Genomic DNA, 26,012 nt, shown 5'->3' on the forward strand with positions numbered 1-26,012 from the left:
AAGCGCCGGACGGCGCGGTCAGGCGGGCTCGGGCTCCGGCACCCGCGGGGCCGGCACCGCCGCATTCACCACGAGGCGGAGCTTCGAGCCGTCCGGCTCCACCTCCACGCGGACGGTGCCGCCGTCGTGGAGCTCGCCGAACAGGATCTTCTCGGCGAGCGGCTTCTTGACCTCGTTCTGGATGAGCCGGGCCATCGGCCGCGCGCCCATCTTGCGGTCGAAGCCGTGCTCCGCGAGCCAGGCGCGGCCCTCGAGGCTCAGCTCGACGTGCACCTTGCGCTCGGCGAGCTGCGCCTCGAGCTCCTTCACCATCTTGTCGACGACGCGGGCGATCACCTCCGCCGGCAGGGAGTCGAACGCCACCCACGCGTCGAGGCGGTTGCGGAACTCCGGGCTGAAGGTCCGCTCGATCGCGTTCCGCGCGTTGCCGGGCTCCGACAGGTCCGAGCCGAACCCGACGCGCCGGGCCGAGAGCTCCTGTGCCCCCGCGTTCGTCGTCATCACGAGGATGACGTGCCGGAAGTCGGCCTTGCGGCCGTTGTTGTCGGTGAGCGTCGCGTGATCCATCACCTGCAGGAGCAGGTTGTAGATGTCCGGGTGAGCCTTCTCGATCTCGTCGAGGAGCAGGACCGCGTACGGCGTCTTGCGGATCGCGTCGGTGAGGAGCCCGCCCTGGTCGAACCCGACGTAGCCGGGGGGCGCGCCGATGAGCCGGGAGACGGTGTGCTTCTCCTGGTACTCCGTCATGTCGAAGCGCAGGAACTCGACGCCGAGGATCCGCGCGAGCTGCTTCGCGAGCTCGGTCTTCCCGACGCCGGTCGGGCCGGAGAAGAGGAAGTTGCCGATGGGCCGCTCGGGGGCGCCGAGCCCGGAGCGCGACAGCTTGATGGCGGAGACGATCGCCTCCACCGCCGGGTCCTGCCCGTAGATGACCTTCTTGAGCTCGGGCTCCAGGTTGCGCAGCTGCGTCTCGTCGTCCGCCGACACGGTGCGCTCGGGGATCTTGGCGATCTTCGCGACCACCCGCTCCACGTCGCGGGCGGTGACGCGGTGGCGACGGCGCGCCTCCGCGCGCATCCGGTCGCGCGCGCCGGCCTCGTCGAGGACGTCGATGGCCTTGTCCGGGAGCTGCCGGTCGTTGATGTGCTTGGCCGAGAGCTCGGCCGCCGCGCGGAGGGAGCGGGGGGTGAACACGACGCCGTGGTGCTCCTCGTAGACCTTCTTCAGGCCCTTGAGGATGCGGATCGTGTCGTCGACGCTCGGCTCGTAGATCTCGATCTTCTGGAAGCGCCGCGCGAGGGCGTGGTCGCGGTCGAACGTCTGCTTGTAGTCGTGGAAGGTGGTCGAGCCGATGCAGCGCAGCTCGCCGGAGGCGAGCGCGGGCTTCAGGAGGTTCGACGCGTCCATGGACGAGCCGGTGGTCGCGCCCGCGCCGACGATGGTGTGGATCTCGTCGATGAACAGGATCGCGTTCGGCGTCTTCTTCACGCCGGCGATGACGCCCTTCAGCCGCTGCTCGAACTCGCCGCGGAACTTGGTGCCCGCGAGGAGGGCGCCCATGTCGAGCGAGTAGATCGCCGCCTTCTCGAGGACGGACGGGACCTTCTTCTCGTGGATGCGGAGCGCGAGCCCCTCCACGATCGCCGTCTTGCCCACGCCCGGCTCGCCCACGAACACCGGGTTGTTCTTGCGCCGGCGGCAGAGGACCTGGATGGTGCGCTCGATCTCCGAGTCGCGACCGATGAGCGGGTCGATGAGCCCCTGCGCCGCGCGCTCGACGAGGTTCACCGTGAAGGTCTTGAACGGATCCTTCACCGTGCGGGGCGCGCCGGACTCCTCGCCCCCCTCGTCCTGCGGCTCGTCGTCGCCGCCGCCCTCCTTGCCGATGCCGTGCGAGATGTACTGGAGGATGTCGAGGCGCCGGACGCCCTGCTTCTCGAGGAGGTAGACCGCGTGCGAGCCGCGCTCTCGCGTGATCGCCACGAGCACGTCGCCCGCGTTGAGCTCGGTGCGCCCGGAGCCCTGCACGTGCCAGGCCGCCCGCTGCAGGACCCGCTGGAACGCCGCGGTCTGCTCGGGATCCTGCGACGTCCCGAGCGACTCCAGCGTGCGATCGAGGTACTCCTCGAGCTCGCGCTCGAGGAGCTTCAGGTCGGCGCCGCAGGCGAGCAGCACCTCGGAGGCCACCTTGTCGCGCGTCATCGCGTGCAGGAGGTGCTCGAGCGTCACGTACTCGTGGCGTCTCCGTCGCGCCTCCGCGACCGCGGCCTGAAGCGTCTGCTGCAGCTCCTTCGACACCGTCACCATGCCTGCTCCGCTACTCCGGCTCGACCGTCACGAGGAGCGGGTACTCCGCCTCGCGCGCGAGCTCCATCGTCTTCTCCGCCTTCGTCTCGGCGATCTCGAATGGATAGATACCGGCGACGCCCACCCCGTGCATGTGAACGTTCAGCATGATGCGGTGCGCGCTCTCGGGATCGTGGTGGAACACCGTCACGAGCACCCAGTCCACGAACTCCTGCGTGGTGTAGTCGTCGTTGTGCAGGAGTACCCGGTACAGGGACGGCCGCTTCGTCTCCTTCTCCGCCTTCGTCCGGGGGACGACGACGTCCGTGTCGCCCCCGGGGCGGGACCGCTCTGCCATGGCCTCACATTCTAAGCGTACGGCCTCCCCGCCGCGCGGGCCCACCGCGCGCGGCGGAGGGCCCGCGGCCGCGCGGTTCCCGTGCTCCGCGCGCTGCGGCACGGGGGTGCTCCGCCCCCGCAGGGGGCGCTCCGGGGAGGGGAGGGGCAGGGGAGCGGCGGCGCCACGTGGGCGCGACGGGCCGGACGCTTGCCGGGCCGAGGGGCTGGCGGGCATTCCGGAATCAGGGGCTCGCATAGGGGGCGGCGGGCCCGCGCTCACGAGCCGACGGTTCCAGCGGCCGCCTCGAGATCCCATCGCCCGCGCAGGGTGGGCTTCTCGAGCGCCCGCGCCAGCCGCGCGAGGAAGTCCGCGCGCGGGATCTCTCGCGCGCCGAAGCGCGAGAGGTGCTCGGTGCGCACCTGGCAGTCGACGAGCCGCACGCCCCACGACGCGAGCCACTCGATCGAGCGGACGAACGCGACCTTCGAGGCGTCCGGCCGATCGGCGAACATCGACTCGCCGAAGAAGGCCGCGCCCAGCGAGACGCCGTAGAGCCCGCCCGCGAGCCCGTCGCCCTCCCACGCCTCGAACGAATGGGCGAAGCCGAGCCGGTGGAGGCGCACGTAGGCCTCGACCATCTCCGGCACGATCCAGGTCCCGGACTGCCCGGGCCGCTCGCGCGCGGCGCAGCGCCGGATCACGTCCTCGAAGGCGCGGTCGGCCGTGACGCGGTAGCGGCCGCGGCGCAGGGTGCGCGCGAGCGAGGCGGAGACGTGCAGCCACTCCGGCTCCAGCACGAGACGCGGGTCGGGCGACCACCAGAGGATGGGCGTGTCGTCGCCGTACCACGGGAAGATGCCCGTGGCGTAGGCGGTGAGGAGCCGCTCCGCCGAGAGGTCGCCGCCGACCGCCAGCAGCCCGTCGGGCTCGGCGAGCTCCGGATCCGGGAACGCGACCTCGCGCGAGAGCCGGTAGATCGACACGGCGCGAGTGTAGTGCGAGGCGGGCCCCGCGGACAGCCGTGCCGGGGGGACGCCTACGCGCGTCCCCCCGGCACCTACTTCGCTATCGCCTAGAAGTGACCCGCCCAGCCGACGTAGGTCGGCGCCTCGAGGACCGGGTCGCGATCGGTCGAGCCGAGGCCGTCGCGCACGGCGACGCGCCGCTCGCGCCGGTCCGCCTCGCGCGCGTCGTACGTCGCGTGGACGGCGCCCACCGCCGCGCCGACGAGCAGCCCCACGCCCGCGCCGATCATCATGTCGCGCTGCCAGTTGTCCCACTCGTTCACGAGCGACACGCCCGTGCCGACGAGGAGGCCTGCGACGCCGCCGTAGGCCGCGTCGGTGGCGACCGTGGCCATCGGGTTCGGCCGCTCGCGCCGCTCCACGATGACCTCGGTCGCGGGCTGCGAGGCCGGCGGCGTCACCACCGTCGTCGAGGTCGGCGGCGGGGGCGGCGTCACCGTGGTGGTCGTCCCGCCCGACTGCCCGCTCGGCGGGTTCACCACCACCTGCTGCGAGGCGCCCCCCGGCGCCGCGGTTCCGCCGGTCGCGGGTTGCTGGGCGGGCGGCGGGGCCGGCTGCTGCGCCGGCGGCTGCTGCGGCTGCGTCTGCTGCTGCGGCGGCGTGTACGGCTGCTGGTACGTCGTCCCGGACTGAGCGAGCGCCGGGCTCGCGACGGCGAGCGCCGCCGCGAAGAGTGTCCCCTTGTCGAGCATCCCCTCACCTCCCGACCCCAAAGATGGGGTGAGGAGGGGAGGGCGGCAAACCGCAGGGTCCGCGAGCGCATCCGCCGCGCCCCGGACGCGGCGGATCACGGGCGCTGCAGCGAGAGAAACTCCTCGAGCGCCGACCGGACGGACGCCTGCACGGCCGCGGGGACCTCCGGGTGCGGCGCGGCCTTGCAGAGCGCGAGCGTCCGCTGGAGCGACTGGCAGCGCGCGTCGCAGCTCGGGCAGCGGGCGAGGTGGCGCTCCATGTCGGCGCAGAGCGTGGCGCTGATCTCGCCCTCGAGGTGCTTCGAGAAGAGCTCCACGATGTCCGGGCAGGGCTCCGCGGCGGGCTCGCCGGGGGCGGCCCTGCCTGCCGCGGCGGGCGGGGCGGCGGCGCCGGGGATCCCGAGCAGCGGCGCGACGGCCTCGCGCACCGCGACCCGCGCGCGGTGCAGGCGGCTCTTCACCGCCTCCACGCTGAGCCCCATGACCTCGGCGACCTCGGGGGCGGTGAGCCCCTCGACGTCGCGGAGCACGAGGACCTCACGGTACATGGGGTCGAGCGCGGCGATGGCCTGCTCGAGCGCGGCCTCGATCTGCCGGCCCGCGAGCGCGTCGTCGGGCGGGCGCGTCGGGTCCACCACCTGGCGCGCCGCCTCCCCGGAGACGCGCGCCTCGAGCGACTCCTCCTGCTCCGGCGCGAACTTCGAGCGCCGCCGCTTCTTGATGCAGAAGCTCCGCGCGATCGTATAGAGCCAGGTCGAGACGGAGGACGCGCCGCGGAAGTCCTTCACGTTTCGTGCGACCGCAAGGAGGGTCTCCTGCAAGACGTCCTTTGCGTCCTCCTCGTCACGGCACATCTTCAGCCCGAAGCGATACACGCTCCGTTGATGCCGTGACAGGAGCGCCTCCAGCGCCCGGCGGTCGCCCTCGCGGGCGCGCTCGAGCAGCTCGGTGTCCTTGGGGTCCATGAGGGGTGGGTCGTAACTCGGAGCGGTCGATGGAACAAGCACCGCGTCGTCGCTGCGGCCTCCGTCCGCTCCCTGCAGCCCGCCGCGGCGGCGGCAGCGGGCGTCGTCCCTCCCGCACGGAACGGCCCGCGCACCGGCGGGTGCGGCGCGTCCCGCGCGGGCTTGCGACCGGGCAAGAACCCGAGCCCCTCGCCCCTTCCGAGACCTTCCGTCGATATTTGATCCAAGACAATTTACGCCCCAGCGCGGGCCCGGTCGTACCTGCACGACGTCCAAGGGGCCCGCGCGCCATGCGATGAGCGCACTCTTTTCTCCCAGATCCAACGGCATCTTCCGCATCGTCATCGCGATCCTCTTCGCCGGTGCGGCCGGGACGGTGGGCGCGTTGATGGTGTTCGCCCGCATCCCGGCGGGCACCGGGCAGGCGGAGCAGGTGGGCCAGCCGGTGCAGTTCGACCACCGCCACCACGTGCAGGACGACCTCATCGACTGCCGCTACTGCCACACGACCGTCGACAAGGCCGCCAGCGCGGGCATCCCGCCCACCGAGCTCTGCCTCAACTGCCACTCGCAGGTCTGGAACAAGAGCCCGCTGCTCGACCTGGTGCGCTCGAGCTGGTTCGCCAACAAGCCGATCGAATGGGTGCGGGTCCACCGCCTCCCGGGCTTCGTCTACTTCAACCACGCCATCCACGTGAACAAGGGGGTCGGCTGCGTCGAGTGCCACGGACGCGTCGACCTGATGCCGGCGATCGAGCAGGTCGCTCCACTCACGATGGGCTGGTGCCTCGACTGTCACCGGAACCCCACCCCGCGTCTCCGCCCGCTCGAGGAGGTCACGAACATGACGTGGCAGCCGGAAGGCGACCCCGTCGCGCTCGGGAAAGAGCTGGCGAAGAAGTACGACGTGAAACCCCGCACGAGCTGCTACACATGCCATCGCTAGGGCTTCCCATCTACGGTCAGAAGACGGCGCTCGAGACGCGCCGCTGGAAGAGCATCGACGAGCTCGCGGGGCGAGCGGACGCCGAGCCCGGCGAGTTCCCGGAGGGCGCCGCCGAGACGCCCGCGGGGTTCTCCCGGCGCGGCTTCCTCCAGATCCTCGGCGCCTCCGCGGCGTTCGCCGGCCTCGCCTGCAAGCCGCCGCGCGAGAAGCTCGTGCCCTACGTGCGCAAGCCGGAGGCGGTGACGCCGAGCGTCCCCGTGGGCTACGCGACGGCGCGGAGCGACGAGGGCTACGCCGTCGGGCTCGTCGTGCAGGCGTTCGAGGGCCGGCCGGTCAAGGTCGAGGGGAACCGCCTGCACCCGGCGAGCCTCGGCGGCACCGACGCAATCACCCAGGCGATGGTGCTCGACCTCTACGATCCGGCGCGCCTCGCGGGGTTCACGCGCGGCGGCCGCGCGCTCGCGTGGTCGGCGGTCCTCCAGGAGATCGCGGCGCTCGCCCGCGAGCACGACAAGGACGGCGGTGCGCGGCTGCGCTTCCTCGTCGCCCCGACGAGCTCGCCGACCGTCGCCGACCTGCGCCGCCGGCTCCTCGAGCGCTTCCCGAAGGCGCGCTTCGACACGTGGGCGCCGGCGGGCGGGGACGCGGCGCAGCGCGCCGGCGCCGCCATCGCGCTCGGCCGCCCGCTCGACGCCACCTTCGAGGTCGCGAAGGCGGACGTGATCCTGTCGCTCGACTCCGACTTCCTCGCCACCGAGGGCGAGCACCTGCGCAGCGCGCGCGAGTTCGCCTCGCGCCGCGAGGGCGAGCGCATGAACCGGCTCTACGTGGCCGAGCCGCGCTTCTCGGTGACGGGGGGCATGGCCGACCACCGGTTCCGCATGCGCGGCGCCGAGGTCGCGGCGTTCGCGCGGGCGGTCGCCGCGGAGCTCGCCCAGGCGGGCGTGGCGGGACTCGCGCCGCTCGGCGCGCGCGCCGAGGGCGAGCATGCCCGGGCCGCCAGGGCCGTCGCGAAGGATCTCGCCGGCGCCCGCGGGCGCTCGCTCATCGTCGCGGGTGCGCGGCAGCCGCCGGCGGTCCACGCGCTCGCCGCCGCGATGAACGAGGCGCTCGGGAACGTCGGGCCCGTCGTGCGCTGGCGCGCGCCCGTGCTGGTCGATCCCCAGGCCGGCCCGGATGCGCTCCGCGCGCTCGCCGCCGAGGTGCAGGCCGGCAAGGTCGACACGCTCGTCGTGACCGCCTGGAACCCGCTCCACACCGCGCCCGCCGACCTCGAGCTGCGCAAGGTGTTCGGCAAGGTGAAGAACTCGATGGTCCTCGCGCTCCGCGACGACGAGACGGTGCGGGCGGCGAGCTGGCGGCTCGCGGCGAGCCACCCGCTCGAGTCCTGGGGCGATCTCCGCTCGCGGGACGGCACCGTCACGGTCGTGCAGCCGCTCATCTCGCCGCTCCACGAGAGCACGACCGAGGTGGACCTCTTCGCCGCGTTCCTCGGCGAGGGCGAGCGCGGCGCCTGGCGCCTCGTGCGCGACGGCTGGCGCAGCCGCTCCGGGGCGCCGCCGGCCCCGCTGCCGCTCTCCGGCCCCGCCGCCGCCTCGAACCCGGCCGACACCAACCGGCCCCGCCCGCCGGATCCCTTCGACAGGACCTGGGACGAGTGGCTCGCGGCCGGCCTCCTCACGGAGAGCGCCGGCCGCCCGGAGGACGCGAAGGTCGACCCCGCCCGCGTCGCGGACGCGCTCGGGAAGCTCCCCGCCCCCGCGGGCGGCATCGAGCTCGGCTTCGCGCCCGACTACAAGGTCTGGGACGGCCGCTTCCTCGAGAACGCCTGGCTGCAGGAGCTGCCGGATCCCATCACCAAGCTCACCTGGGAGAACGCCGCCCACCTCTCGCCCGCGACCGCCAGGCGGCTCGGGCTCGAGTCGGGCGAGCTCGTCGAGCTCGCCCGCGGCGGCCGCGCGGTGGTCGCGCCGGTGCTCGTCGTCCCCGGCCACGCCGACGACGCGGTCACGGTCGCGCTCGGCTACGGCCAGCGGGTCGCCGGGGCGGTCGGCCAGGGCGCGGGCTTCGACGCCTACGCGCTCCGCACGAGCGACGCCCCCTGGTACGCCGGCGGCGCCACGCTGAAGAAGACCGGCAAGACGACCGAGCTCGCCATCACGCAGGGTCACTTCTCGATGGAGGGCCGCGCCATCGCGCTCGCGCTCGATCACGAGGAGCTCCCCCGCGCGAAGGCCGAGCTCGACGAGCACCGCGGCGAGGCGCCGACCATCCTCCAGCCGGTCGACTACTCGGAGAAGGACTACCGCTGGGGGATGGCGATCGACCTGTCGAAGTGCATCGGCTGCTCGGCGTGCACGGCGGCGTGCCAGGCCGAGAACAACATCCCGGTGGTCGGCAAGGAGCAGGTGCTCCGCAGCCGCGAGATGCACTGGATCCGGGTCGATCGCTACTTCGAGGGGCCGGCGGAGGATCCACAGTCGGTCACGCAGCCGCTCGCGTGCGTGCACTGCGAGATGGCGCCCTGCGAGTACGTCTGCCCCGTGAACGCCACCGTCCACTCGGACGAGGGCCTGAACGAGATGGTCTACAACCGCTGCGTCGGCACGCGGTACTGCTCGAACAACTGTCCGTACAAGGTGCGCCGCTTCAACTTCCTCGACTACCACGGGGACATGGCGCCGACGCTCCAGATGCTGATGAACCCGGACGTCACCGTGCGGGCCCGCGGCGTCATGGAGAAGTGCACCTACTGCACCCAGCGCATCCAGCGGGCGCGCATCGACGCGCGCGTGGGCGGGCGGAAGATCGGGCCGGACGAGGTCGTGCCGGCCTGCGCCCAGGCCTGCCCCTCGGAGGCGATCGTGTTCGGCAACCTCAACGACGCGCGCTCGCGCGTGTCGCGCAAGCACGCCGACGCGCGCCGGTACGACCTGCTCCACGAGCTGGGCACCCGGCCGCGCACCGCCTACCTCGTCAAGCTCCGCAACCCCAACCCCGAGCTCGCATGAGCACCGCCGAGAAGACGATCCAAGACGCCCACGCGCTCGAGGGCGCGCCGGTCCTCGTGGGCCGCCCGGACGATCGGGCGTTGACCGAGAGCCTCCTCTCCCCCGTCCTCGGCCCGACGCGCAAGGGCTGGCTGCTGCTCCTCTTCGCGCTCCTCGGCGGGGTCGGGTTCTGGACCCTGTCGCTCGTCACGACCCTGTTCGTGGGCATCGGCGCCTGGGGCAACAACATCCCCGTCGCCTGGGCGTTCGACATCACGAACTTCGTCTGGTGGATCGGCATCGGCCACGCCGGCACGCTCATCAGCGCGATCCTCCTCCTGTTCCAGCAGAAGTGGCGCACCTCCATCAACCGCTTCGCGGAGGCGATGACGCTCTTCGCGGTGGCGATGGCGGGCGTCTACCCGGTCATCCACCTCGGGCGGCCGTGGCTCTTCTGGTGGCTCATCCCGTACCCGTCCACGAACCTGATCTGGCCGAACTTCAAGAGCGCGCTGCCCTGGGACGTGTTCGCGATCTCGACCTACGCGACGGTCTCGTTCCTCTTCTGGTACCTCGGCCTCATCCCCGATCTCGCGACCCTGCGCGACGCCGCGAAGACCCGCGGGCGCCGCATCGTCTACGGGATCATGAGCTTCGGCTGGCGCGGCTCGGCGCGCCACTGGCGGCACTACCGCATCGGCTACCTGCTCCTCGCCGGGCTCTCCACGCCGCTCGTCGTCTCCGTCCACACCATCGTGTCCTTCGACTTCGCCATCTCGCAGCTGCCGGGCTGGCACACCACCATCTTCCCGCCCTACTTCGTGGCCGGCGCCATCTTCAGCGGCTTCGCGATGGTGCTGACGCTCATGATCCCGGCGCGGCGGCTGCTCGGGTACCAGCACGTCGTCACCGAGCGTCACCTCGACAACATGGCGAAGGTGATCCTCGCGACCGGCCTCATGGTGTTCTACGGCTACATGATGGAGTGGTTCATGGCCTGGTACTCGGGCAGCGCGTCCGAGGCCTTCGCCTTCCTGAACCGGTTCCAGGGGCCGTACAGGGGCATCTTCATCGCGCAGATGTTCTGCAACGTGGTCGCCCCGCAGATCCTCTGGTTCCCGTCGATGCGGCGGAACGAGTACGTGCTCTTCCTCGTCGCCATCCTCGTCAACGTCGGCATGTGGGCGGAGCGGTTCGTCATCATCGCCGTGTCGCTCCACCGCGACTTCATCCCCTCGTCGTGGGGCATGTATTACCCGACCTGGGTGGACTGGGGCCTCTTCCTCGGCTCCATCTGCATGTTCGGCGTGCTGTTCCTGCTGTTCCTCCGGTTCCTGCCCGCCATCCCGCTCTTCGAGGTGAAGGAGCTCCGCCGCGAGCTCGAGCACTACGGCGACAACGCCCACCCCGGCTCGGAGGAGGAAGGATGAAGGCCTACGTCCTCGGTGAGTTCGAGCGCGAGCAGCCGCTCTACGACGCCGCCCGCGCGCTCCGCGCCCACGGGCACGAGAGCCTCGACATCCACTCTCCGTACCCGCTCCACGAGGCGGATCACGCCCTCGGCCTGAAGCGCTCCACCGTGCCGATCGTCGCCCTCGTGGGCGGCCTCGCCGGCGCCATCACGGGCTACCTGCTGCAGTGGTACACGGTCGGTCACGACTGGCCGCTCAACGTGGGCAACCGCCCGCCGCACAGCGCGCCCGCGTTCATCCCGGTCACCTTCGAGCTCGGCGTCCTCTTCGCCTCCCTCGCCATCTTCGTCGGGCTCCTCGCCGGCTACTTCGGCTTCCCGCGCACGCACCACCCGGTGTTCGAGGTGGAGGCGTTCCGCTCCGCGTCCATCGACGGCCTGTGGCTCTCGGCGGAGGTGGAGGGGAAGGACGCCGAGCCCGTCGCGCAGGAGCTGCGCCGGTTCGGCGCGCGCAACGTGTCGATCGTGCCGGAGGCGAAGTGAGATGAAGACCGCGCGCCTCGCCGCCCCCCTGCTCCTCCTGCTCGCCGCCTGCCCGCGGCTCGATCCGATGTGGGATCAGCCCAAGGTGAAGGCCTACAAGGCGAGCAAGTACTACCCGGACGGCCTCGCCATGCGCACCCCGCCGCCCGGCACCGTGCCGCACCGGGCGCCGATCGAGCCCGCCGTCGCGACCGGCCGGGGCCCCGACGGCCGGCCGCTCGCGGTGTCGCCCGTCGCGGCCACGGCCGAGCAGCTCGCGCGCGGCCGGGCCCGGTTCGACGTGATCTGCGCGACCTGCCACGGCGTGCTCGGCGACGGCGAGAGTCAGGTCGCGCTCAACATGTCGCTCAGGAAGCCGCCCTCGCTGCACCAGTTCCGCGACCTCGCGGACGGCTACATCTACCAGGTCATCTCGGAGGGGTTCGGCCTCATGCCCTCGTACGCCGCGGAGCTCTCGGTGCAGGACCGGTGGGCGGTCGTCGCCTACGTGCGCGCCCTCCAGCTCTCCCAGCACGCCGCCATGGAGCAGGTCCCGCCGGAGGCGCGCGAGCGCCTCGAGAAGGAGGGGCGATGACGCTCACCCCGTACCAGGGCGGCCGGCGCCTCATGGCCCCAGCCCTCGTCGCCGCCGTCGCGGGCCTGGCGCTCACCGCGGTGGGCGGCCTCGTGGACCCGCGCCGCGCGCTCTTCGCGTACCTCGTCGCGTTCGTCTACTGGCTCGGCATCGCGCTCGGCGCGCTCATCCTGCTCGGCGCGTTCCACGCGTCGAACGCGCGCTGGCCGGTGGTGCTGCGGCGCTTCGTCGAGACCGTGCCCGCCGCGCTGCCCCTCTTCGCCGTGCTGTTCGTCCCCATCGCGCTCGGGATGAAGCACCTCTTCGTGTGGATGGCGCCGCCGGAGACGCTGGCGCCGGAGATGGCGCACGCCGTCCACCACAAGCTCCCCTACCTGAACGCGGGCTTCTTCCTCGGGCGCGCCGCCGTCTACTTCGTGTTCTGGATCGTCGTCGCGCACCTGCTGCGGAGCTGGTCGATCCGCCAGGACAGCGCCGGGGGCGCGACGCTCACGCGGTGGCAGCGCCGCCTCGGCGCGGGCTCGCTCCCGTTCCTCGCGCTGACGCTCACCTTCGCGTCGTTCGACTGGATGATGTCGCTCGACCCGCGCTTCTTCTCGACGATCTTCGGCGTGTACTGGTTCGCCGGCAGCTTCATGGCGGCCTTCGCGGTCACGATCATCGCCGCCACGCTCTCGCGGCCCGATCCGACCGCGTTCGGGCACCACATGAGCCTCGAGCACTTCCACTCGCTCGGGAAGTTCCTGCTCGCCTTCACCGCCTTCTGGGCCTACGTGGCCTTCTCCCAGTTCATGCTCATCTGGATCGCGAACGTCCCGGAGGAGGTGCCCTGGTACATCCTCCGGATCGACGGCGGGTGGAAGTGGGTGGGGATCTTCCTCGCGCTGTTCCACTTCGTCGTCCCGTTCTTCCTGCTCCTCTCGCGCGACCTGAAGCGGACCCCCCGGGCGCTCTCGCTCGTGGCGGGCTGGCTGCTCCTCGTGCACTGGGTCGACCTCTACTGGCTCGTCATGCCGCACCTCGACCCCGCCGGCCCGCGGCCGTCGCTCTGGGACCTCGCGGCGTTCGTGGGGGTCGGCGGCGCGGCGGTCGCGTTCACGCTCTTCCGCCTGCGCGGCGCCTCCCCGGTGCCGGTGCGCGACCCCTACCTCGAGGACTCGCTGAGGTACCTGCCGCAATGAACGATCCGCACATCGATCCCACGCACGCCCACGCGCACGAGGGCGGTCACGGCCACGGGGTCCGGTCGGAGGAGGACCGGATCTCGAGCGGCAAGGTGGTCGCGGTCGGCGTCGGCGCGCTCGTCGTCTTCTTCTTCGCCTCGCTCGCGGCGGTGAGCTACCTGCGCCTGCGCCAGAGCGAGCAGCCGCCCCCCACGATCCCCGCCGAGCTCGGCCAGTCGAAGATCGGGATGGTCGAGCAGCAGATCTTCGACGTCGCGGTGCGCGGCACGCGCGATCGGGCCCGGCGGCTCGAGAAGCTCGGGTCGTACGGCTGGGTCGACCGCGACGGCGGCGTGGTGCACATCCCCATCGACCGCGCGATGGACCTCGTCGCGAAGGGCGTCCGGCCCGCGCAGGCGCCGAAGGGCGAGGCGCCGCCGCCGGGAGGGCAGCCATGATCCGGCGCACCGCCCGGCTCGCCGCGCTCGCCGCGCTGGCCACGCTCGCCTCGAGGCCGAGCCCCGCCGCGGCGCAGTTCTGGAATCGCCCGGACCCGAAGGGTCCGCCGACCGACCAGCCCCCCGCGATCCTGGAGGAGGTCGGCGTCGACGAGCGGCTCGGGAACCGCGTGCCGCTCGACCTCGAGCTCACCGACGGGAACGGCCGCCCCTTCCGGCTCGGCGACGCGTTCCGTGGCCACCGCCCCGTGGTGCTCACGCTCGTCTACTACGACTGCCCCATGCTCTGCGGGCTCATCCTCTCCGGGATGGCCAAGACCATGCGCGAGAACGGGCTCGTGCTCGGCAAGGACTACGAGGCGGTGACGGTGTCGTTCGACCCGAAGGAGAAGCCGGCGCAGGCGGCGGAGCGGCGCCGCGGCTACCTCCAGTCCCTGGGGCGCGCGGAGTCCGAGCCGGTGTGGCCCTTCCTCGTCGGCACCGAGGCCGCCTCCCGCCAGCTCGCCGAGGCGGTGGGCTTCCGCTACAAGTACGACCCGCAGACGAAGGAGTGGGCGCACATCGCCGCGGTCTTCGTGCTCGGGCCGGACGGCACCGTCTCGCGCTACCTGTACGGCATCGAGTATCCGGCGAAGGACTTCCGGCTCGCCGTCGTGGAGGCGGCGGACGGGAAGGTCGGCACCAGCTTCGACAAGTTCCTCCTCACCTGTTACCGCTACGACCCCGCGTCGCGGAAGTACGAGCCGTACGCGTGGGGCTTCGTGCGCGCGGGGGGCCTCGCGGTGCTCCTCGCGCTGTCGGGCCTCATCGGCGGCCTCGTCTGGCGCGAGCGCCGGGGCAAGGCGAGGCGCACGGCATGAACGAGCTCCTCCGCAGGATGCTGTTCCTCCCCGAGCAGGCGTCGGACTACGCGCGCCAGGTCGACGGGCTCCACTACTTCATCATCATCACCACGATGATCGCCGCCGCGGGCGTGTTCGCGACCGCGATCTTCTTCTTCGTCCGGTACCGCCGCCGCGCGGACACCGATCTCACCCCGCACGTCGCCCCGCGCACGATCCACGAGGTCGTCTTCGTGGGCCTGCCGCTCGGTCTGTTCCTCGTGTGGTTCGCGATCGGCTTCCCGCAGTACGCGAAGCTGTCGCTCCCGCCCAAGGACGCGATGGACGTCTACGTCCAGGGCAAGAAGTGGATGTGGAAGTTCGCCTATCCGGGCGGGCCGAACGCGATCGACACGCTGCGCGTCCCGGTGGGGCGCCCGGTGCGGCTCCTCATCACCTCGCGTGACGTGATCCACTCGTTCTACGTCCCCGCGCTGCGGGTGAAGATGGACGCGCTCCCGGGCCGCTACACGCAGTCGTGGTTCAAGGCGGAGAAGCCCGGGCGCTACGAGATCTTCTGCGCCGAGTACTGCGGCCTGGGCCACTCCGCCATGCTCGGCGAGCTCGTCGTCATGCCGCAGGAGGAGTTCGACACCTGGATCGCGGAGCAGCGCCGGGGGGCGAACGCCGTCGCCCAGGACGCGGGGCCGTCGGGGGAGCGGGCGCTGCCCGCCGCCAACGTCGCCGAGGAGGGGCGCCGGATCGCCTCGGAGCAGGGGTGCATGAAGTGCCACAGCGTGGACGGCACGCGGCACATCGGCCCGACCTGGGTGGACCTCTACCTCCGCCAGGAGAAGCTCAAGGACGGCAAGAGCGTCGTCGCGGACGAGGGCTACCTCACGAAATCGATGATGGACCCCGCGGCGGACATCGTCGCCGGCTACCAGAACGTGATGCCCACCTACCAGGGCAAGCTCTCTCCGCCCGAGGTCGCGGCGGTCGTCGAGTACATCAAGACCCTCAAGACGCAGGCGGTCCGCTCCGGTCCGTCGGAAGGCCCGGTCTATGAATCCATCCCTCGCCCGCAGTGAAGTCCCGGTGTGGAACCCCCGGAACTACCTGAACTCGCCCGAGACCGGCCTCAGGTCCTGGCTGCTCACCCAGGATCACAAGCGGATCGGGGTGATGTTCCTCGTCGCCACCACGATCGCGTTCGCGATCGGCGGGATCTTCGCGCTCCTCATCCGGATCGAGCTGCTCACGCCCGGCCCGACGATCATGAGCGCGCAGACCTACAACCGCATGTTCACGCTCCACGGCGTGGTCATGATCTTCCTCTTCATGATCCCCGCCATCCCGAGCGGCTTCGGGAACTTCCTCGTGCCGCTCATGATCGGCGCGAAGGACGTGGCGTTCCCGAGGCTAAACCTGCTCAGCTTCTACGTGTACCTCGCCGGCGCGGTGATCGCGCTCTTCGGGATGGTGCAGGGCGGGGCGGACACCGGCTGGACGTTCTACACGCCGTACTCCACCACCACGATCACCAAGGTCGTGCCGGTGCTCCTCGGCGCGTTCATCCTGGGCTTCTCGTCGATCCTCACCGGCCTCAACTTCATCGTCACCACGCACACCATGCGGGCGCCCGGCCTGACCTGGACGCGCCTGCCGCTGTTCGTGTGGTCGATCTACGCGACCTCGGTGATCCAGATCCTCGCCACGCCGGTGCTGGGCATGTCGCTCCTGCTGGTGGCCGTGGAGCACGCGTTCGGCTGGGGCATCTTCGATCCGGCGCGCGGCGGCGACCCGGTGCTCTTCCAGCACTTCTTCTGGTTCTACTCGCACCCCGCCGTCTACATCATGGTGCTGCCCGCCATGGCCGTGATCTCCGAGGTGGTCTGCGCCTTCTCGCGCAAGAACATCTTCGGCTACAAGGCCGTCGCCTACTCCTCGCTCGGCATCGCCTTCGTCGGCTTCTTCACCTGGGGCCACCACATGTTCGTGTCCGGGCAGTCCGCCTTCAACGGCGGCGTGTTCGGGGTGCTCTCGATGTTCGTGGGCATCTTCACGGCCATCAAGGTCTTCAACTGGACGGCGACCCTGTACAAGGGGTCGATCCTGTTCGCCACGCCGTTCGCCTACTTCGTCGGCTTCCTGTTCTTCCTGGTGTTCGGGGGCATGACGGGCATCGCGCTCGCCACGGTGTCGCTCGACGTCCACTGGCACGACACCTACTTCATCGTCGCGCACTTCCACTTCATCATGGTCGGCGCGACGCTCATGGCGTTCCTGGCGGCGCTCCACTACTGGTTCCCGAAGATCGCGGGGAAGCGCCTGCCCGAGGGCTGGGGCCTCGTCGCCGCGGTCATGATCATCCTCGGGTTCAACTTCACCTTCATCCCGCAGTTCCTGCTCGGCAACGAGGGGATGCCGCGGCGCTACTTCTCCTACCCGGAGAAGTTCTGGCCCCTGAACGTCGCCTCGACGGCGGGCGCGTCCGTGCTCGCGATGGGGCTCGTCATCGTGCTCGTCTACACGCTCGTCGCGCTGAAGTGGGGCCCGGTGGCCGGCGCGAACCCGTGGAACTCGCGGGGCTTCGAGTGGAACACCCCTTCGCCGCCGCCGCCGGAGAACTACGAGACGACGCCGGTCTACACGCACGGCCCGCACGAGTACGACCTGCCCGGCGTCGAGACTCCGCCGGCCGCGACGCCCGAGCCGAAGCATGCCAGCTAACACGACCTACCTCGCGCACCACTTCGAGAGCCTCGAGAAGCAGACCTACGCCGCGCGGCTCGGCATGTGGCTGTTCCTCGCCACGGAGGTGCTGCTGTTCACGGCCCTGTTCGCCGGGTACGGGGTGTACCGGTACCTGTACCCGGAGGCCTTCCGCGAGGCGAGCCGCGGCCTCGAGACCTGGATCGGCTTCGTGAACACGCTCGTGCTCGTCACGAGCTCGTTCACCGTCGCGATGGGGCTCGAGCGGGCGACGCGCGGCGACGGGCGAGGCACGCGCCTCCTGTTCGGCCTCTCGATCCTGCTCGCGCTCGCGTTCCTCGGCCTCAAGGCGGTCGAGTACACGCACCACTTCCACGCCGGCGAGCTGCCGGGACGCTACTACGCGAGCGACGCGGTGCAGGGGCCGGGCGGCCCGATCTTCTTCGCGCTCTACTTCCTCATCACCGGGCTGCACGCGATCCACGTCGTGATCGGCATGACCGTGCTCGCGGTGATCGGCTGGCGGGCCGGCCGGGGCGCCTACGCCGCCGAGTACCACGTGCCCGTGGAGCTCGGGGCGCTGTACTGGCACCTCGTCGACCTCATCTGGATCTTCGTCTTCCCGCTCATCTACCTCGTCTAGGAGCCGCTCATGGCCGCCCACGGCAACGCCTCGACCGTCGAGCACCACGGCGCCCCGCACCACTCGCACGTGAGCCGGTACGTGGCGGTGTGGATCGTGCTCCTCGTCCTCACCGTCTCCACCTGGGCCCTCGCCAAGGTGCACCTGCCCGGCCCGCTCCACGTCCTCGTCGCCCTCGCCATCGCGATCGCGAAGGGGGCGCTCGTGGCGCTGTTCTTCATGCACCTGTACGACCAGCAGGGCGCGAACCGGCTCGTGTTCGTCACCTCGCTCGTGTTCGTGGCCCTCCTCGTGGGGCTCACGCTCAGCGACTACGCGACGCGCTACCCGCTCTCGAAGCCGCCCGGCAGCGAGGGCGCCCTGCCCGCGCCCGACTACGCCCCGCCGCCGACCTCGCGGACGCATTGATCTCCGACCAGGGGGCTGTCACGAAGGGTGAATCACGGGTCAGGTCCCGGCCGCGGCCAGGACCCGCTCGTACACCTCGCGGTCGGCCGCGGAGAAGCAGCAGAACACCACCCGCTCCGGCAGCGGCGCGGCGAGCGCGGCCACGACCTCCGCCACCGCGATCCGCGTGGCGCGCTCGAGCGGGAAGCCGTACGCGCCGGTGGAGATGGCCGGGAACGCGATCGAGCGCACCCCGTGCTCGGCCGCGAGCCGCATCGACTCGCGGTAGCACCGGGCGAGGAGCGCGTCCTCGCCCGCGCCGCCGCCCGTCCACACCGGCCCGACCGCGTGGATGACGTGGCGCGCCCGAAGTCGGTGGCCGCCGGTGAGCTTCGCCTCGCCGGTGCGCGCGCCGCCGAGCGCGCGGCACTCCTCGAGGAGGCCGGGGCCCGCCGCCCGGTGGATCGCGCCGTCCACGCCGCCGCCGCCGAGGAGCGACGCGTTGGCCGCGTTCACGATCGCGTCCACCGCGAGCTGCGTGATGTCGCCTTGCACCACCGTGATCCGCCCGCTCGCCCAGGTCCGGTCCATCGGTGCTTCGTAGCGGATGCCGGACGCGGAGGCAGGTGACCTCCCGGGCCCGGGTGATCCCCCGCCCGGCGTGCGCCGCGGCGCGGCGCCCGAGCGGGCGGATCCGAGGGGCGACGCCGAGTGGATTCGTGAGCGGTGGCGCGAGGTTGAAGACGGGCGAGCCCTCGCGCGGCGCCGGGAGCGCGCCCCGCGTCCCCGCAATTCCTGCACGAAAAAACCCGCAAAACCCGGGTACGGAGCTTGCTACGGCGTTCGACCGGTTTCATGCCTCGCGATCGCATTCTCGTCATCGACGCCAACCCGCTCGAGGGGGCGTCGCTCCGTGCCGCCCTGTTCGAGCGCGGGTTCGACGCCGTCGAGGCGTCGACCGCGGAGGGCGCGCTTGCGCTCGTCCCCACCTTCGGTCCGGGTGCGGTCCTGACCGACGCGACGCTGCCCGGCTGCGACGGCGCCGCGATGGTCGGCCGCCTGCGCGCCTCCCGCTCGGACGCGTCGGTCGTCGTCTCCACGCCGCTCGACCGGCTCGACGCCGCGGTCGCGGCGATGCGCGCCGGCGCCGACAGCTACCTCGTCCGACCGCTCGATCCGACGCAGACGGTGATCGTGATCGAGAAGGCGCTCGAGCGGCGGCGCCTGCGCCGGGACCGCGCGGCGCTCCGCGAGCGCGCCCGTGCGCGCGCCTCGATCGTCGGCTCCGCCCCCGAGCTGACCGCGCTCGTCGAGGTGCTCCGCCGCGTCGCGCCGACCAAGGCCGCCGTCCTCGTGCAGGGCGAGGTGGGCTCGGGGAAGGCGCAGGTCGCGCAGGCGCTCCACGAGTGGTCTCCGCGCCGCGAGCGGCCGTTCGTGCGCGTCAACTGCGCGGCGCGCTCCGAGGCGCTGCTCGAGGCGGACCTGTTCGGCCACGAGGCCGGCGCGTTCGGCGACGCCGACGAGCGGCGCCCCGGCCGGCTCGAGGACGCCGACGGCGGGACCCTCTACCTCGATGAGGTCGGCCGGCTCCCCGCCGCGCTCCAGGTGAAGCTCCTGCGCGTGCTCCAGCAGGGCGAGCTCGAGCGCGTCGGCGGGCGCACGACGATCCACGTGGACGTCCGGCTCGTCGCCGGGACGCAGCACGACCTCGCGGAGGAGATCCGGGCGGGCAGCTTCCGCGACGACCTCTACTACCGGCTGAACGTCGTGTCCCTGGCGCTGCCGCCGCTCCGCGCGCGCAAGAGCGACATCCCCGCGCTCGTGCAGCACTTCCTCGAGACCTCCTCCTTCGCGGCGGGCAGGCGGATCACCGGGCTGACGCCCGGCGCGCTGTCCGCGCTCTTCGGCTACGACTGGCCGGGCAACGTGCGCGAGCTCGCCTCGGTGGTGGAGCGCGCGCTCTCGCGGACGCAGGGCACGGAGATCGCCGCCGAGGACCTCTCCCCGGTGCTCCAGGGGGGCCGCGTCGACGAGGCCGGCGCCATCGCGCTCATCCCCGGCGCGTCGCTGTTCGAGATCGAGCGGGAGGCGATCCTCCGCACGCTCGAGCAGGTGGGCGGCTCCACCGCGCGCGCGGCGGAGATCCTCGGCGTCTCGATCCGCAAGATCCAGTACCGGCTGAAGGAGTACCGGTCGGGCCGCGTGCCGCACGACCTCGCGCTCGGCAGCTGACCGCCGCTCCGCGCCACCCCGCCCCTGCGGCCGAACGGAGGAGCGCTCTCCTGAGCGACCTCGTCGCGCCCGGACGAGTCGCCCTCCCCGAAGCCCGGGCCCTACCTTAGGGAATGGCTTCCGACCGGATCGAATTTGGCAGCGTCCTCGAGAGCAAGGGCTCCAAGGGCAAGCTCTGGCTCTTCATCATCCCCGTGATCGTCGGCGTCTTCGCGCTCGCGGGGTACGGCATCATGCAGGTCTCGAAGGCGGGCTCGGTGGAGCGCGAGGCGAAGGCGGCGCAGCAGGAGGTCGCCGAGCTCCACAAGACCGTCGAGCAGCGGGACAAGCTCCTCACCGACGCGCGCGCCGAGGAGGGCCTCCAGCGCTCCGCGGGCGCCGCGGCGGCGCTCTTCTACGGCGTGAACCCGAAGGCGCAGGAGAGCGGGATCGCCTTCGCCCACCCGTCCGAGAAGGCGGTGCGCGTGTACTTCTACGGCCTCGCGGCGCCGCCCGAGGGCCAGGAGTACGTGGTCGCCGCGCGCACGAAGGGCGGCCAGACGAAGGCGCTCGGCTCCGTGCTCCCGGGCAACGACGGGACGGGCTTCCTCCTCGCCAAGGACGTCCCCGAGGGGACGTCCACCGTCGAGCTGCTCCTTCGCCCGCGCGATCAGGAGAACCTCGACGGCGCCGAGCCTCGCGTCGCAGCGCGCTACCCGGCGAACGGCGAGCGCGGCATCCTCGCGGAGGCGCCGCCCGCGCAGGCGCGCCGGGGCCGCGGGCCCCGCGGGTAGTCTGCCGGAAGACTCGCGGCTTCACCGGAGCGGCGTAGGGCGGACGGGCGGGCGGCAGCGCGCGGCGCTGCCCGGCGGCCGGGCAGGCTCGCCCCTGGCAGCGGGCCCGGGCCCGATGATCGAGCAGGCGCGACGGGGGTGCCCAGTCGACGGGCAGCCCCGTCGCCTGTCTGCACGTCGAACGAGCAGCAGCGCGCCCGGATCTCGGGCAGTGCGCCGATCGGGGCGGGCCGGTATTGACTGAGACGCTTCCCCTTGGCGACACTCGATTTTCTTGCTCGTGCAGCGTGCCGTAGCCGCACGGCTCGCCGGTCGCTCCCCGCGCCCCGAGTGGAGCGGAGGCGGCGCACGGTGTGCATCGCGATCCGGAGATCCGATCGAGCGGAGGCGCCGCGGTTGCCGCGGCGTGAAGGCGTTTCGCAAAGGGTGAAGTGAGAATGATCGAGACCGGGTATCCAGGGAAGCAGGGCCTCTACGACCCCCAGCACGAGCACGACGCCTGCGGCTTCGGCTTCGTGGTCGACATCAAAGGCCGCCCCTCGCACGACATCCTCTCGAAGGCCCTCGAGGTGCTCGTGAACCTCGAGCACCGCGGCGCCGTCGGCGCCGAGAAGAACACCGGCGACGGCGCGGGCATCCTCTTCCAGCTCCCCCACGCGTTCCTCGCGGCCGAGTGCGAGCCGCTCGGGGTCCGCCTGCCGCGGCCGGGCCACTACGCCGCGGGCATGGTCTTCCTGCCGCCGAACCCGGCGGGCAGCGCCGAGTGCGCGCGGATCTTCGAGGCCGTGGTGCGCGAGGAGGGCCAGCAGGTGCTGGGCTGGCGCGACGTCCCCACCGACGACTCCACCCTGGGGCCCACCGCGCGCGCGAGCCAGCCCGTCGTCCGGCAGATCTTCGTCGGCCGCGGCTCGAACTGCCCCGACGCGATGAGCTTCGAGCGGAAGCTGTACGTCATCCGCCGGCTGGTCGAGAAGAAGGTCTCGCGCTCCGCGATCCCCGGGCGCACGCACTTCTACGTGCCGTCCCTGTCCCACAAGACCGTCGTCTACAAGGGCATGCTGAACGCGCCGCAGCTCCGCGCGTTCTACCCGGACCTGTCGCGCTCCGCGCTCGTCACCGCGATCGCGATGGTCCACTCGCGCTTCTCGACGAACACCTTCCCGTCGTGGTCGCGCGCCCACCCGTACCGCTACATCTCGCACAACGGCGAGATCAACACGCTGCGCGGCAACATCAACTGGATGCACGCGCGCCAGTCGATGATGCGCTCGTCGCTCCTCGGCGAGGACCTGCAGAAGGTCCTCACCGTGGTCGACACCGAGGGCTCCGACTCGGCCATGTTCGACAACGTGCTCGAGCTGCTCACGCTCTCGGGCCGCGAGCTCCCGCACGCGATGATGATGATGATGCCGGAGCCCTGGAACCGGCACGAGTCGATGAGCGCCACGAAGCGCGCGTTCTACGAGTTCCACTCCTGCCTCATGGAGCCGTGGGACGGGCCGGCGTCGATCGCCTTCACCGACGGCGTCCGCGTCGGCGCGCTCCTCGATCGCAACGGGCTCCGCCCCTCGCGCTACTACGTGACGAAGGACGACCTCGTCGTCATGGCGTCCGAGGTCGGCGTCCTCGACATCCCCCCCGACCGCGTCCTCCGCAAGGGCCGGCTCCAGCCCGGGCGCATCTTCCTCGTCGACACCTCCGAGGGGCGCATCGTCGCGGACGACGAGCTGAAGGAGCGGATCGCCAGGCAGCATCCGTACCGCGAGTGGATCGAGCGCTTCGCGGTGCGCCTCGACGAGCTGCCGAGGCCGCAGCACGTCATCGAGCCGGATCACGAGACGGTCCTCCGCCGCCAGGAGGTCTTCGGCTACACCGCCGAGGACGTGAAGATGATCGTCACGCCGATGGCGACCGACGGCACCGAGCCCCTCGGCTCCATGGGCAACGACGCGCCGCTCGCGGTGCTCTCGGAGAAGCCGCAGCCGCTCTTCGCCTACTTCAAGCAGCTCTTCGCGCAGGTGACGAACCCGCCGGTCGACGCCATCCGCGAGGAGATCATCATGGCGGTGGAGACCGCCGTGGGGCCGGAGGGGAACCTCCTCGAGCCCGGTCCCGACGCCTGCCGGCAGCTCTCCCTGCCGACCCCCGTGCTGCGCAACGAGGAGCTCGAGAAGATCCGCGCGCTCGACGGCGGGCCGGGATCGAAGGGCCTCCGCGCCATCACGCTCCCCATCCTGTTCCGCGCCAAGGACGGCGGCGCGGGGCTGCGCAAGGCGCTCGAGGACCTGCGCTTCAAGGCCTCGGAGTGCATCGCCGAGGGCTACAACCTCATCGTCCTCTCCGATCGCGGCCACGACGCCGAGGACGCGCCGATCCCCTCGCTCCTCGCCGTCTCGGCGGTGCACCACCACCTCATCCGCGAGGGCACCCGCACGCGCATCGGCCTCGTCCTCGAGACGGGCGAGCCGCGCGAGGTGCACCACTTCGCGCTGCTCGTGGGCTTCGGCGCGTCCGCGGTGAACCCCTACCTCGCCTTCGAGACCATCCACGACCAGGTGAACCTGGGGCTCATCCCCGGCCCGGCCGCGGAGGCCGAGAAGAAGTACGTGAAGGCCGTGAGCAAGGGGATCGTGAAGGTGATCTCCAAGATGGGGATCTCCACCATCCAGAGCTACCACGGCGCCCAGGTGTTCGAGGCGGTGGGCCTGAACCAGGACTTCATCGACGAGTACTTCACCTGGACCTCCACCCGCGTCGGCGGCGTCGGCATCGACGTCGTCGCGAAGGAGGCGCGGCTCCGCAACGAGCGCGGCTTCCCCCCGAAGCGACCCATCTTCCACACGAGCCTCCCCGCGGGCGGCCAGTACAAGTGGCGCGCGAACGGGGAGCACCACCTCTTCAACCCGGAGACGGTGCACAAGCTCCAGTACGCGTGCCGCTCGAAGAGCTACGCGCTCTTCAAGGAGTACACCTCGCTCGTCGATCACCAGGCGAGGCACCTCAACACGCTCCGCGGCCTCATGGACCTCGTGCCCGGCCCGAAGCCGGTGCCCATCGACGAGGTGGAGCCCGTCGAGTCGATCATGCGCCGCTTCAAGACCGGCGCGATGAGCTACGGCTCGATCTCGAAGGAGGCGCACGAGGCGCTCGCCGTCGCGATGAACCGCATCGGCGGCAAGTCGAACACCGGCGAGGGCGGCGAGGATCCTTCCCGCTACGCGCGTGAGCCGGGCGGGGACTCCAAGAACAGCGCCATCAAGCAGGTCGCCTCGGGCCGGTTCGGCGTCACGAGCGAGTACCTCGTGAACGCGCGCGAGCTGCAGATCAAGATGGCCCAGGGCGCGAAGCCGGGCGAGGGCGGCCAGCTGCCCGGCTCGAAGGTCTACCCGTGGATCGCCAAGGTGCGCCACGCGACGCCGGGCGTCGGCCTCATCTCGCCGCCGCCGCACCACGACATCTACTCGATCGAGGACCTCGCCCAGCTCATCCACGACCTCAAGAACGCGAACCACCGCGCGCGCGTCTCGGTGAAGCTCGTGGCCGAGGTCGGCGTGGGCACCATCGCCGCGGGCGTCGCCAAGGCGCACGCCGACGTGGTGCTCGTCTCCGGCCACGACGGCGGCACGGGCGCCTCGCCGCTCACCTCGATCAAGCACGCGGGCATCCCCTGGGAGCTCGGCCTCGCCGAGACGCACCAGGTCCTCGTGATGAACGACCTCCGCTCCCGCATCGTGGTGGAGGTGGACGGGCAGCTCAAGACGGGGCGCGACGTGGTCGTCGGCGCGCTCCTCGGCGCCGAGGAGTTCGGCTTCGCGACCGCGCCGCTCGTCGTCCTCGGCTGCATCATGATGCGCGCCTGCCACCTCAACACCTGCCCGGTGGGCGTCGCGACGCAGGACCCGAAGCTGCGCGCCAAGTTCACCGGCGACCCGGACCACGTGGTCACCTTCATGCGCTTCGTGGCGCAGGAGGTGCGCGAGCTCATGGCCGAGCTCGGCTACCGCACCATCGACGAGATGGTCGGCCGGTCCGAGCGGATCGAGCTGCGCCGCGCGGTGGACCACTGGAAGGCCCGCAACCTCGACTTCAGCCGCATCCTCTTCAAGCCCACGGTGCCCCGCAGCTACGGGCGCACCTGCCAGATCCCGCAGGATCACGGCATCGAGCAGACGCTCGACGCGACGACGCTCCTCGACCTCGCGCGCCCCGCGCTCGAGGAGAGGAAGCCCGTCCGCGCGACCCTGCCCATCCGCAACACCATGCGGGTCGTCGGCACGATGACGGGCAGCGAGGTCACCCGGCGCCACGGGGCCGCGGGCCTCCCCGAGGACACGATCCAGCTCCACTTCCAGGGGTCGGCGGGCCAGTCGTTCGGCGCGTTCATCCCGCGCGGGATGACGCTCGTCCTCGAGGGCGACGCGAACGACTACGTCGGCAAGGGCATCTCGGGCGGCAAGATCGTGGTCCACCCGCCGCGCGAGGCGACGTTCGTCCCGGAGGAGAACATCATCATCGGCAACGTCGCCTTCTACGGCGCGACGGGCGGCGAGGCGTACGTGCGCGGCCTCGCCGGCGAGCGCTTCTGCGTGCGCAACTCCGGCCTGCAGGCGGTGGTCGAGGGCGTCGGCGATCACGGCTGCGAGTACATGACCGGCGGCCGCGTCGTCGTGCTCGGGCCGACCGGCCGGAACTTCGCGGCCGGGATGTCCGGCGGCGTCGCCTACGTCCTCGACGCGGACGGTCAGTTCGGGAGCCGCTGCAACAGGCAGATGGTGGGGCTCGCGCGCATCGAGGACGAGGAGGAGCTCGCCGCGGTGCGGGCGCTCGTCGAGAAGCACGCCGAGTGGACCGGCAGCGCGCACGCGCGGCGCCTGCTCGAGCGGTGGACGGACACGGCGAAGCGGCTCGTGCGCGTGCTGCCGAACGACTACCGGCGCGTCGTCGAGGCCCAGGCGAGGATGCGCGAGAAGGGGCTCTCGGCCGAGGAAGCGGAGATGGCGGCCTTCGAGGAGAACGCGCACGACGAGGCGCGCGTCGGCGGGAACTAG

General features: G+C 71.6%; 21 protein-coding genes. 15 read left to right on the plus strand and 6 right to left on the minus strand.

What is annotated here, in order from left to right:
• Positions 1-18: 18 nt before the first annotated feature.
• From clpA to MLV88_RS09670, 5 genes are all read right to left on the minus strand, one after another.
• Positions 19-2,307 (minus strand): ATP-dependent Clp protease ATP-binding subunit ClpA, encoded by a 2,289-nt coding sequence (gene clpA, locus MLV88_RS09650; RefSeq protein WP_243337351.1) that lies wholly within the window; start codon positions 2,305-2,307, stop codon positions 19-21.
• A 10-nt stretch (positions 2,308-2,317) separates the two neighbouring features.
• A complete protein-coding gene (locus tag MLV88_RS09655; RefSeq protein WP_242334264.1) occupies positions 2,318-2,644 on the minus strand; it encodes an ATP-dependent Clp protease adaptor ClpS in 327 nt (108 codons plus the stop codon).
• Between the two features lie 257 nt (positions 2,645-2,901).
• A complete protein-coding gene (gene aat / locus MLV88_RS09660) occupies positions 2,902-3,609 on the minus strand; it encodes a leucyl/phenylalanyl-tRNA--protein transferase (protein ID WP_242334267.1) in 708 nt (235 codons plus the stop codon).
• 89 nt (positions 3,610-3,698) lie between these two features.
• Positions 3,699-4,343 carry a hypothetical protein gene (locus MLV88_RS09665; RefSeq protein WP_242334270.1) on the minus strand — a complete coding sequence of 215 codons (645 nt, stop codon included), beginning with the start codon at positions 4,341-4,343 and terminating at the stop codon, positions 3,699-3,701.
• 95 nt (positions 4,344-4,438) lie between these two features.
• Positions 4,439-5,308, minus strand: coding sequence for a sigma-70 family RNA polymerase sigma factor (locus MLV88_RS09670; protein ID WP_242334273.1), 870 nt, complete (start codon positions 5,306-5,308; stop codon positions 4,439-4,441).
• Positions 5,309-5,603: 295 nt separating this feature from the next.
• Between MLV88_RS09670 and MLV88_RS09675 the strand changes: the two genes are divergently transcribed.
• From MLV88_RS09675 to MLV88_RS09730, 12 genes are read left to right on the plus strand one after another with little or no spacing between them, the layout of a single operon-like run.
• Positions 5,604-6,254, plus strand: coding sequence for a cytochrome c3 family protein (locus MLV88_RS09675; RefSeq protein WP_242334276.1), 651 nt, complete (start codon positions 5,604-5,606; stop codon positions 6,252-6,254).
• Positions 6,242-9,265: a TAT-variant-translocated molybdopterin oxidoreductase gene (locus MLV88_RS09680; protein WP_242334279.1), complete on the plus strand. Its 3,024-nt coding sequence runs from the start codon at positions 6,242-6,244 to the stop codon at positions 9,263-9,265. Before MLV88_RS09675 ends, MLV88_RS09680 begins: the two co-directional genes overlap by 13 nt.
• A complete protein-coding gene (gene nrfD / locus MLV88_RS09685) occupies positions 9,262-10,674 on the plus strand; it encodes an NrfD/PsrC family molybdoenzyme membrane anchor subunit (protein WP_242334282.1) in 1,413 nt (470 codons plus the stop codon). The genes MLV88_RS09680 and nrfD overlap by 4 nt, the downstream gene beginning before the upstream one ends.
• Positions 10,671-11,198 (plus strand): DUF3341 domain-containing protein, encoded by a 528-nt coding sequence (locus MLV88_RS09690; protein WP_242334284.1) that lies wholly within the window; start codon positions 10,671-10,673, stop codon positions 11,196-11,198. The genes nrfD and MLV88_RS09690 overlap by 4 nt, the downstream gene beginning before the upstream one ends.
• A 1-nt stretch (position 11,199) precedes the next feature.
• The gene (locus MLV88_RS09695; RefSeq protein WP_242334287.1) at positions 11,200-11,772 is read left to right on the plus strand and encodes a c-type cytochrome; all 573 of its coding nucleotides are present in this window, start codon (positions 11,200-11,202) and stop codon (positions 11,770-11,772) included.
• Positions 11,769-12,953, plus strand: a complete 1,185-nt coding sequence (locus tag MLV88_RS09700; RefSeq protein WP_242334290.1) for a hypothetical protein — start codon at positions 11,769-11,771, stop codon at positions 12,951-12,953. The genes MLV88_RS09695 and MLV88_RS09700 overlap by 4 nt, the downstream gene beginning before the upstream one ends.
• On the plus strand, positions 12,950-13,393 hold the full coding sequence (locus MLV88_RS09705) for a hypothetical protein (RefSeq protein ID WP_242334293.1): 444 nt from the start codon (positions 12,950-12,952) through the stop codon (positions 13,391-13,393). The genes MLV88_RS09700 and MLV88_RS09705 overlap by 4 nt, the downstream gene beginning before the upstream one ends.
• Positions 13,390-14,253, plus strand: coding sequence for an SCO family protein (locus tag MLV88_RS09710; RefSeq protein ID WP_242334295.1), 864 nt, complete (start codon positions 13,390-13,392; stop codon positions 14,251-14,253). Before MLV88_RS09705 ends, MLV88_RS09710 begins: the two co-directional genes overlap by 4 nt.
• Positions 14,250-15,305 carry a cytochrome c oxidase subunit II gene (gene coxB, locus MLV88_RS09715; RefSeq protein ID WP_242334298.1) on the plus strand — a complete coding sequence of 352 codons (1,056 nt, stop codon included), beginning with the start codon at positions 14,250-14,252 and terminating at the stop codon, positions 15,303-15,305. The genes MLV88_RS09710 and coxB overlap by 4 nt, the downstream gene beginning before the upstream one ends.
• Positions 15,280-16,947 (plus strand): cytochrome c oxidase subunit I, encoded by a 1,668-nt coding sequence (locus MLV88_RS09720; RefSeq protein WP_242334301.1) that lies wholly within the window; start codon positions 15,280-15,282, stop codon positions 16,945-16,947. Before coxB ends, MLV88_RS09720 begins: the two co-directional genes overlap by 26 nt.
• Positions 16,937-17,572 carry a cytochrome c oxidase subunit 3 family protein gene (locus MLV88_RS09725; RefSeq protein ID WP_242334304.1) on the plus strand — a complete coding sequence of 212 codons (636 nt, stop codon included), beginning with the start codon at positions 16,937-16,939 and terminating at the stop codon, positions 17,570-17,572. Before MLV88_RS09720 ends, MLV88_RS09725 begins: the two co-directional genes overlap by 11 nt.
• A 9-nt stretch (positions 17,573-17,581) precedes the next feature.
• On the plus strand, positions 17,582-17,980 hold the full coding sequence (locus MLV88_RS09730; protein ID WP_242334307.1) for a cytochrome C oxidase subunit IV family protein: 399 nt from the start codon (positions 17,582-17,584) through the stop codon (positions 17,978-17,980).
• Positions 17,981-18,019: 39 nt separating this feature from the next.
• Here the strand turns inward: MLV88_RS09730 and MLV88_RS09735 are convergent, their stop codons facing one another.
• Entirely contained in the window at positions 18,020-18,550 is a 531-nt protein-coding gene (locus tag MLV88_RS09735) for an O-acetyl-ADP-ribose deacetylase (protein WP_242334309.1), read from the minus strand.
• Positions 18,551-18,814: 264 nt separating this feature from the next.
• Here MLV88_RS09735 and MLV88_RS09740 point away from each other — a divergent pair, with 264 nt between their 5' ends.
• The 3 genes from MLV88_RS09740 (at position 18,815) to gltB (ending at position 26,012) form a co-directional block, all read left to right on the plus strand.
• Positions 18,815-20,191, plus strand: coding sequence for a sigma-54-dependent transcriptional regulator (locus tag MLV88_RS09740; protein WP_242334312.1), 1,377 nt, complete (start codon positions 18,815-18,817; stop codon positions 20,189-20,191).
• Positions 20,192-20,304: 113 nt separating this feature from the next.
• Positions 20,305-20,964, plus strand: coding sequence for a hypothetical protein (locus MLV88_RS09745; RefSeq protein ID WP_243337353.1), 660 nt, complete (start codon positions 20,305-20,307; stop codon positions 20,962-20,964).
• A gap of 437 nt (positions 20,965-21,401) precedes the next feature.
• Positions 21,402-26,012 carry a glutamate synthase large subunit gene (gltB, locus tag MLV88_RS09750; RefSeq protein ID WP_242334318.1) on the plus strand — a complete coding sequence of 1,537 codons (4,611 nt, stop codon included), beginning with the start codon at positions 21,402-21,404 and terminating at the stop codon, positions 26,010-26,012.

Origin of the sequence: Anaeromyxobacter soli (assembly GCF_022808855.1) — a bacterium.
GTDB classification, from domain to species: Bacteria; Myxococcota; Myxococcia; order Myxococcales; family Anaeromyxobacteraceae; genus Anaeromyxobacter; species Anaeromyxobacter soli.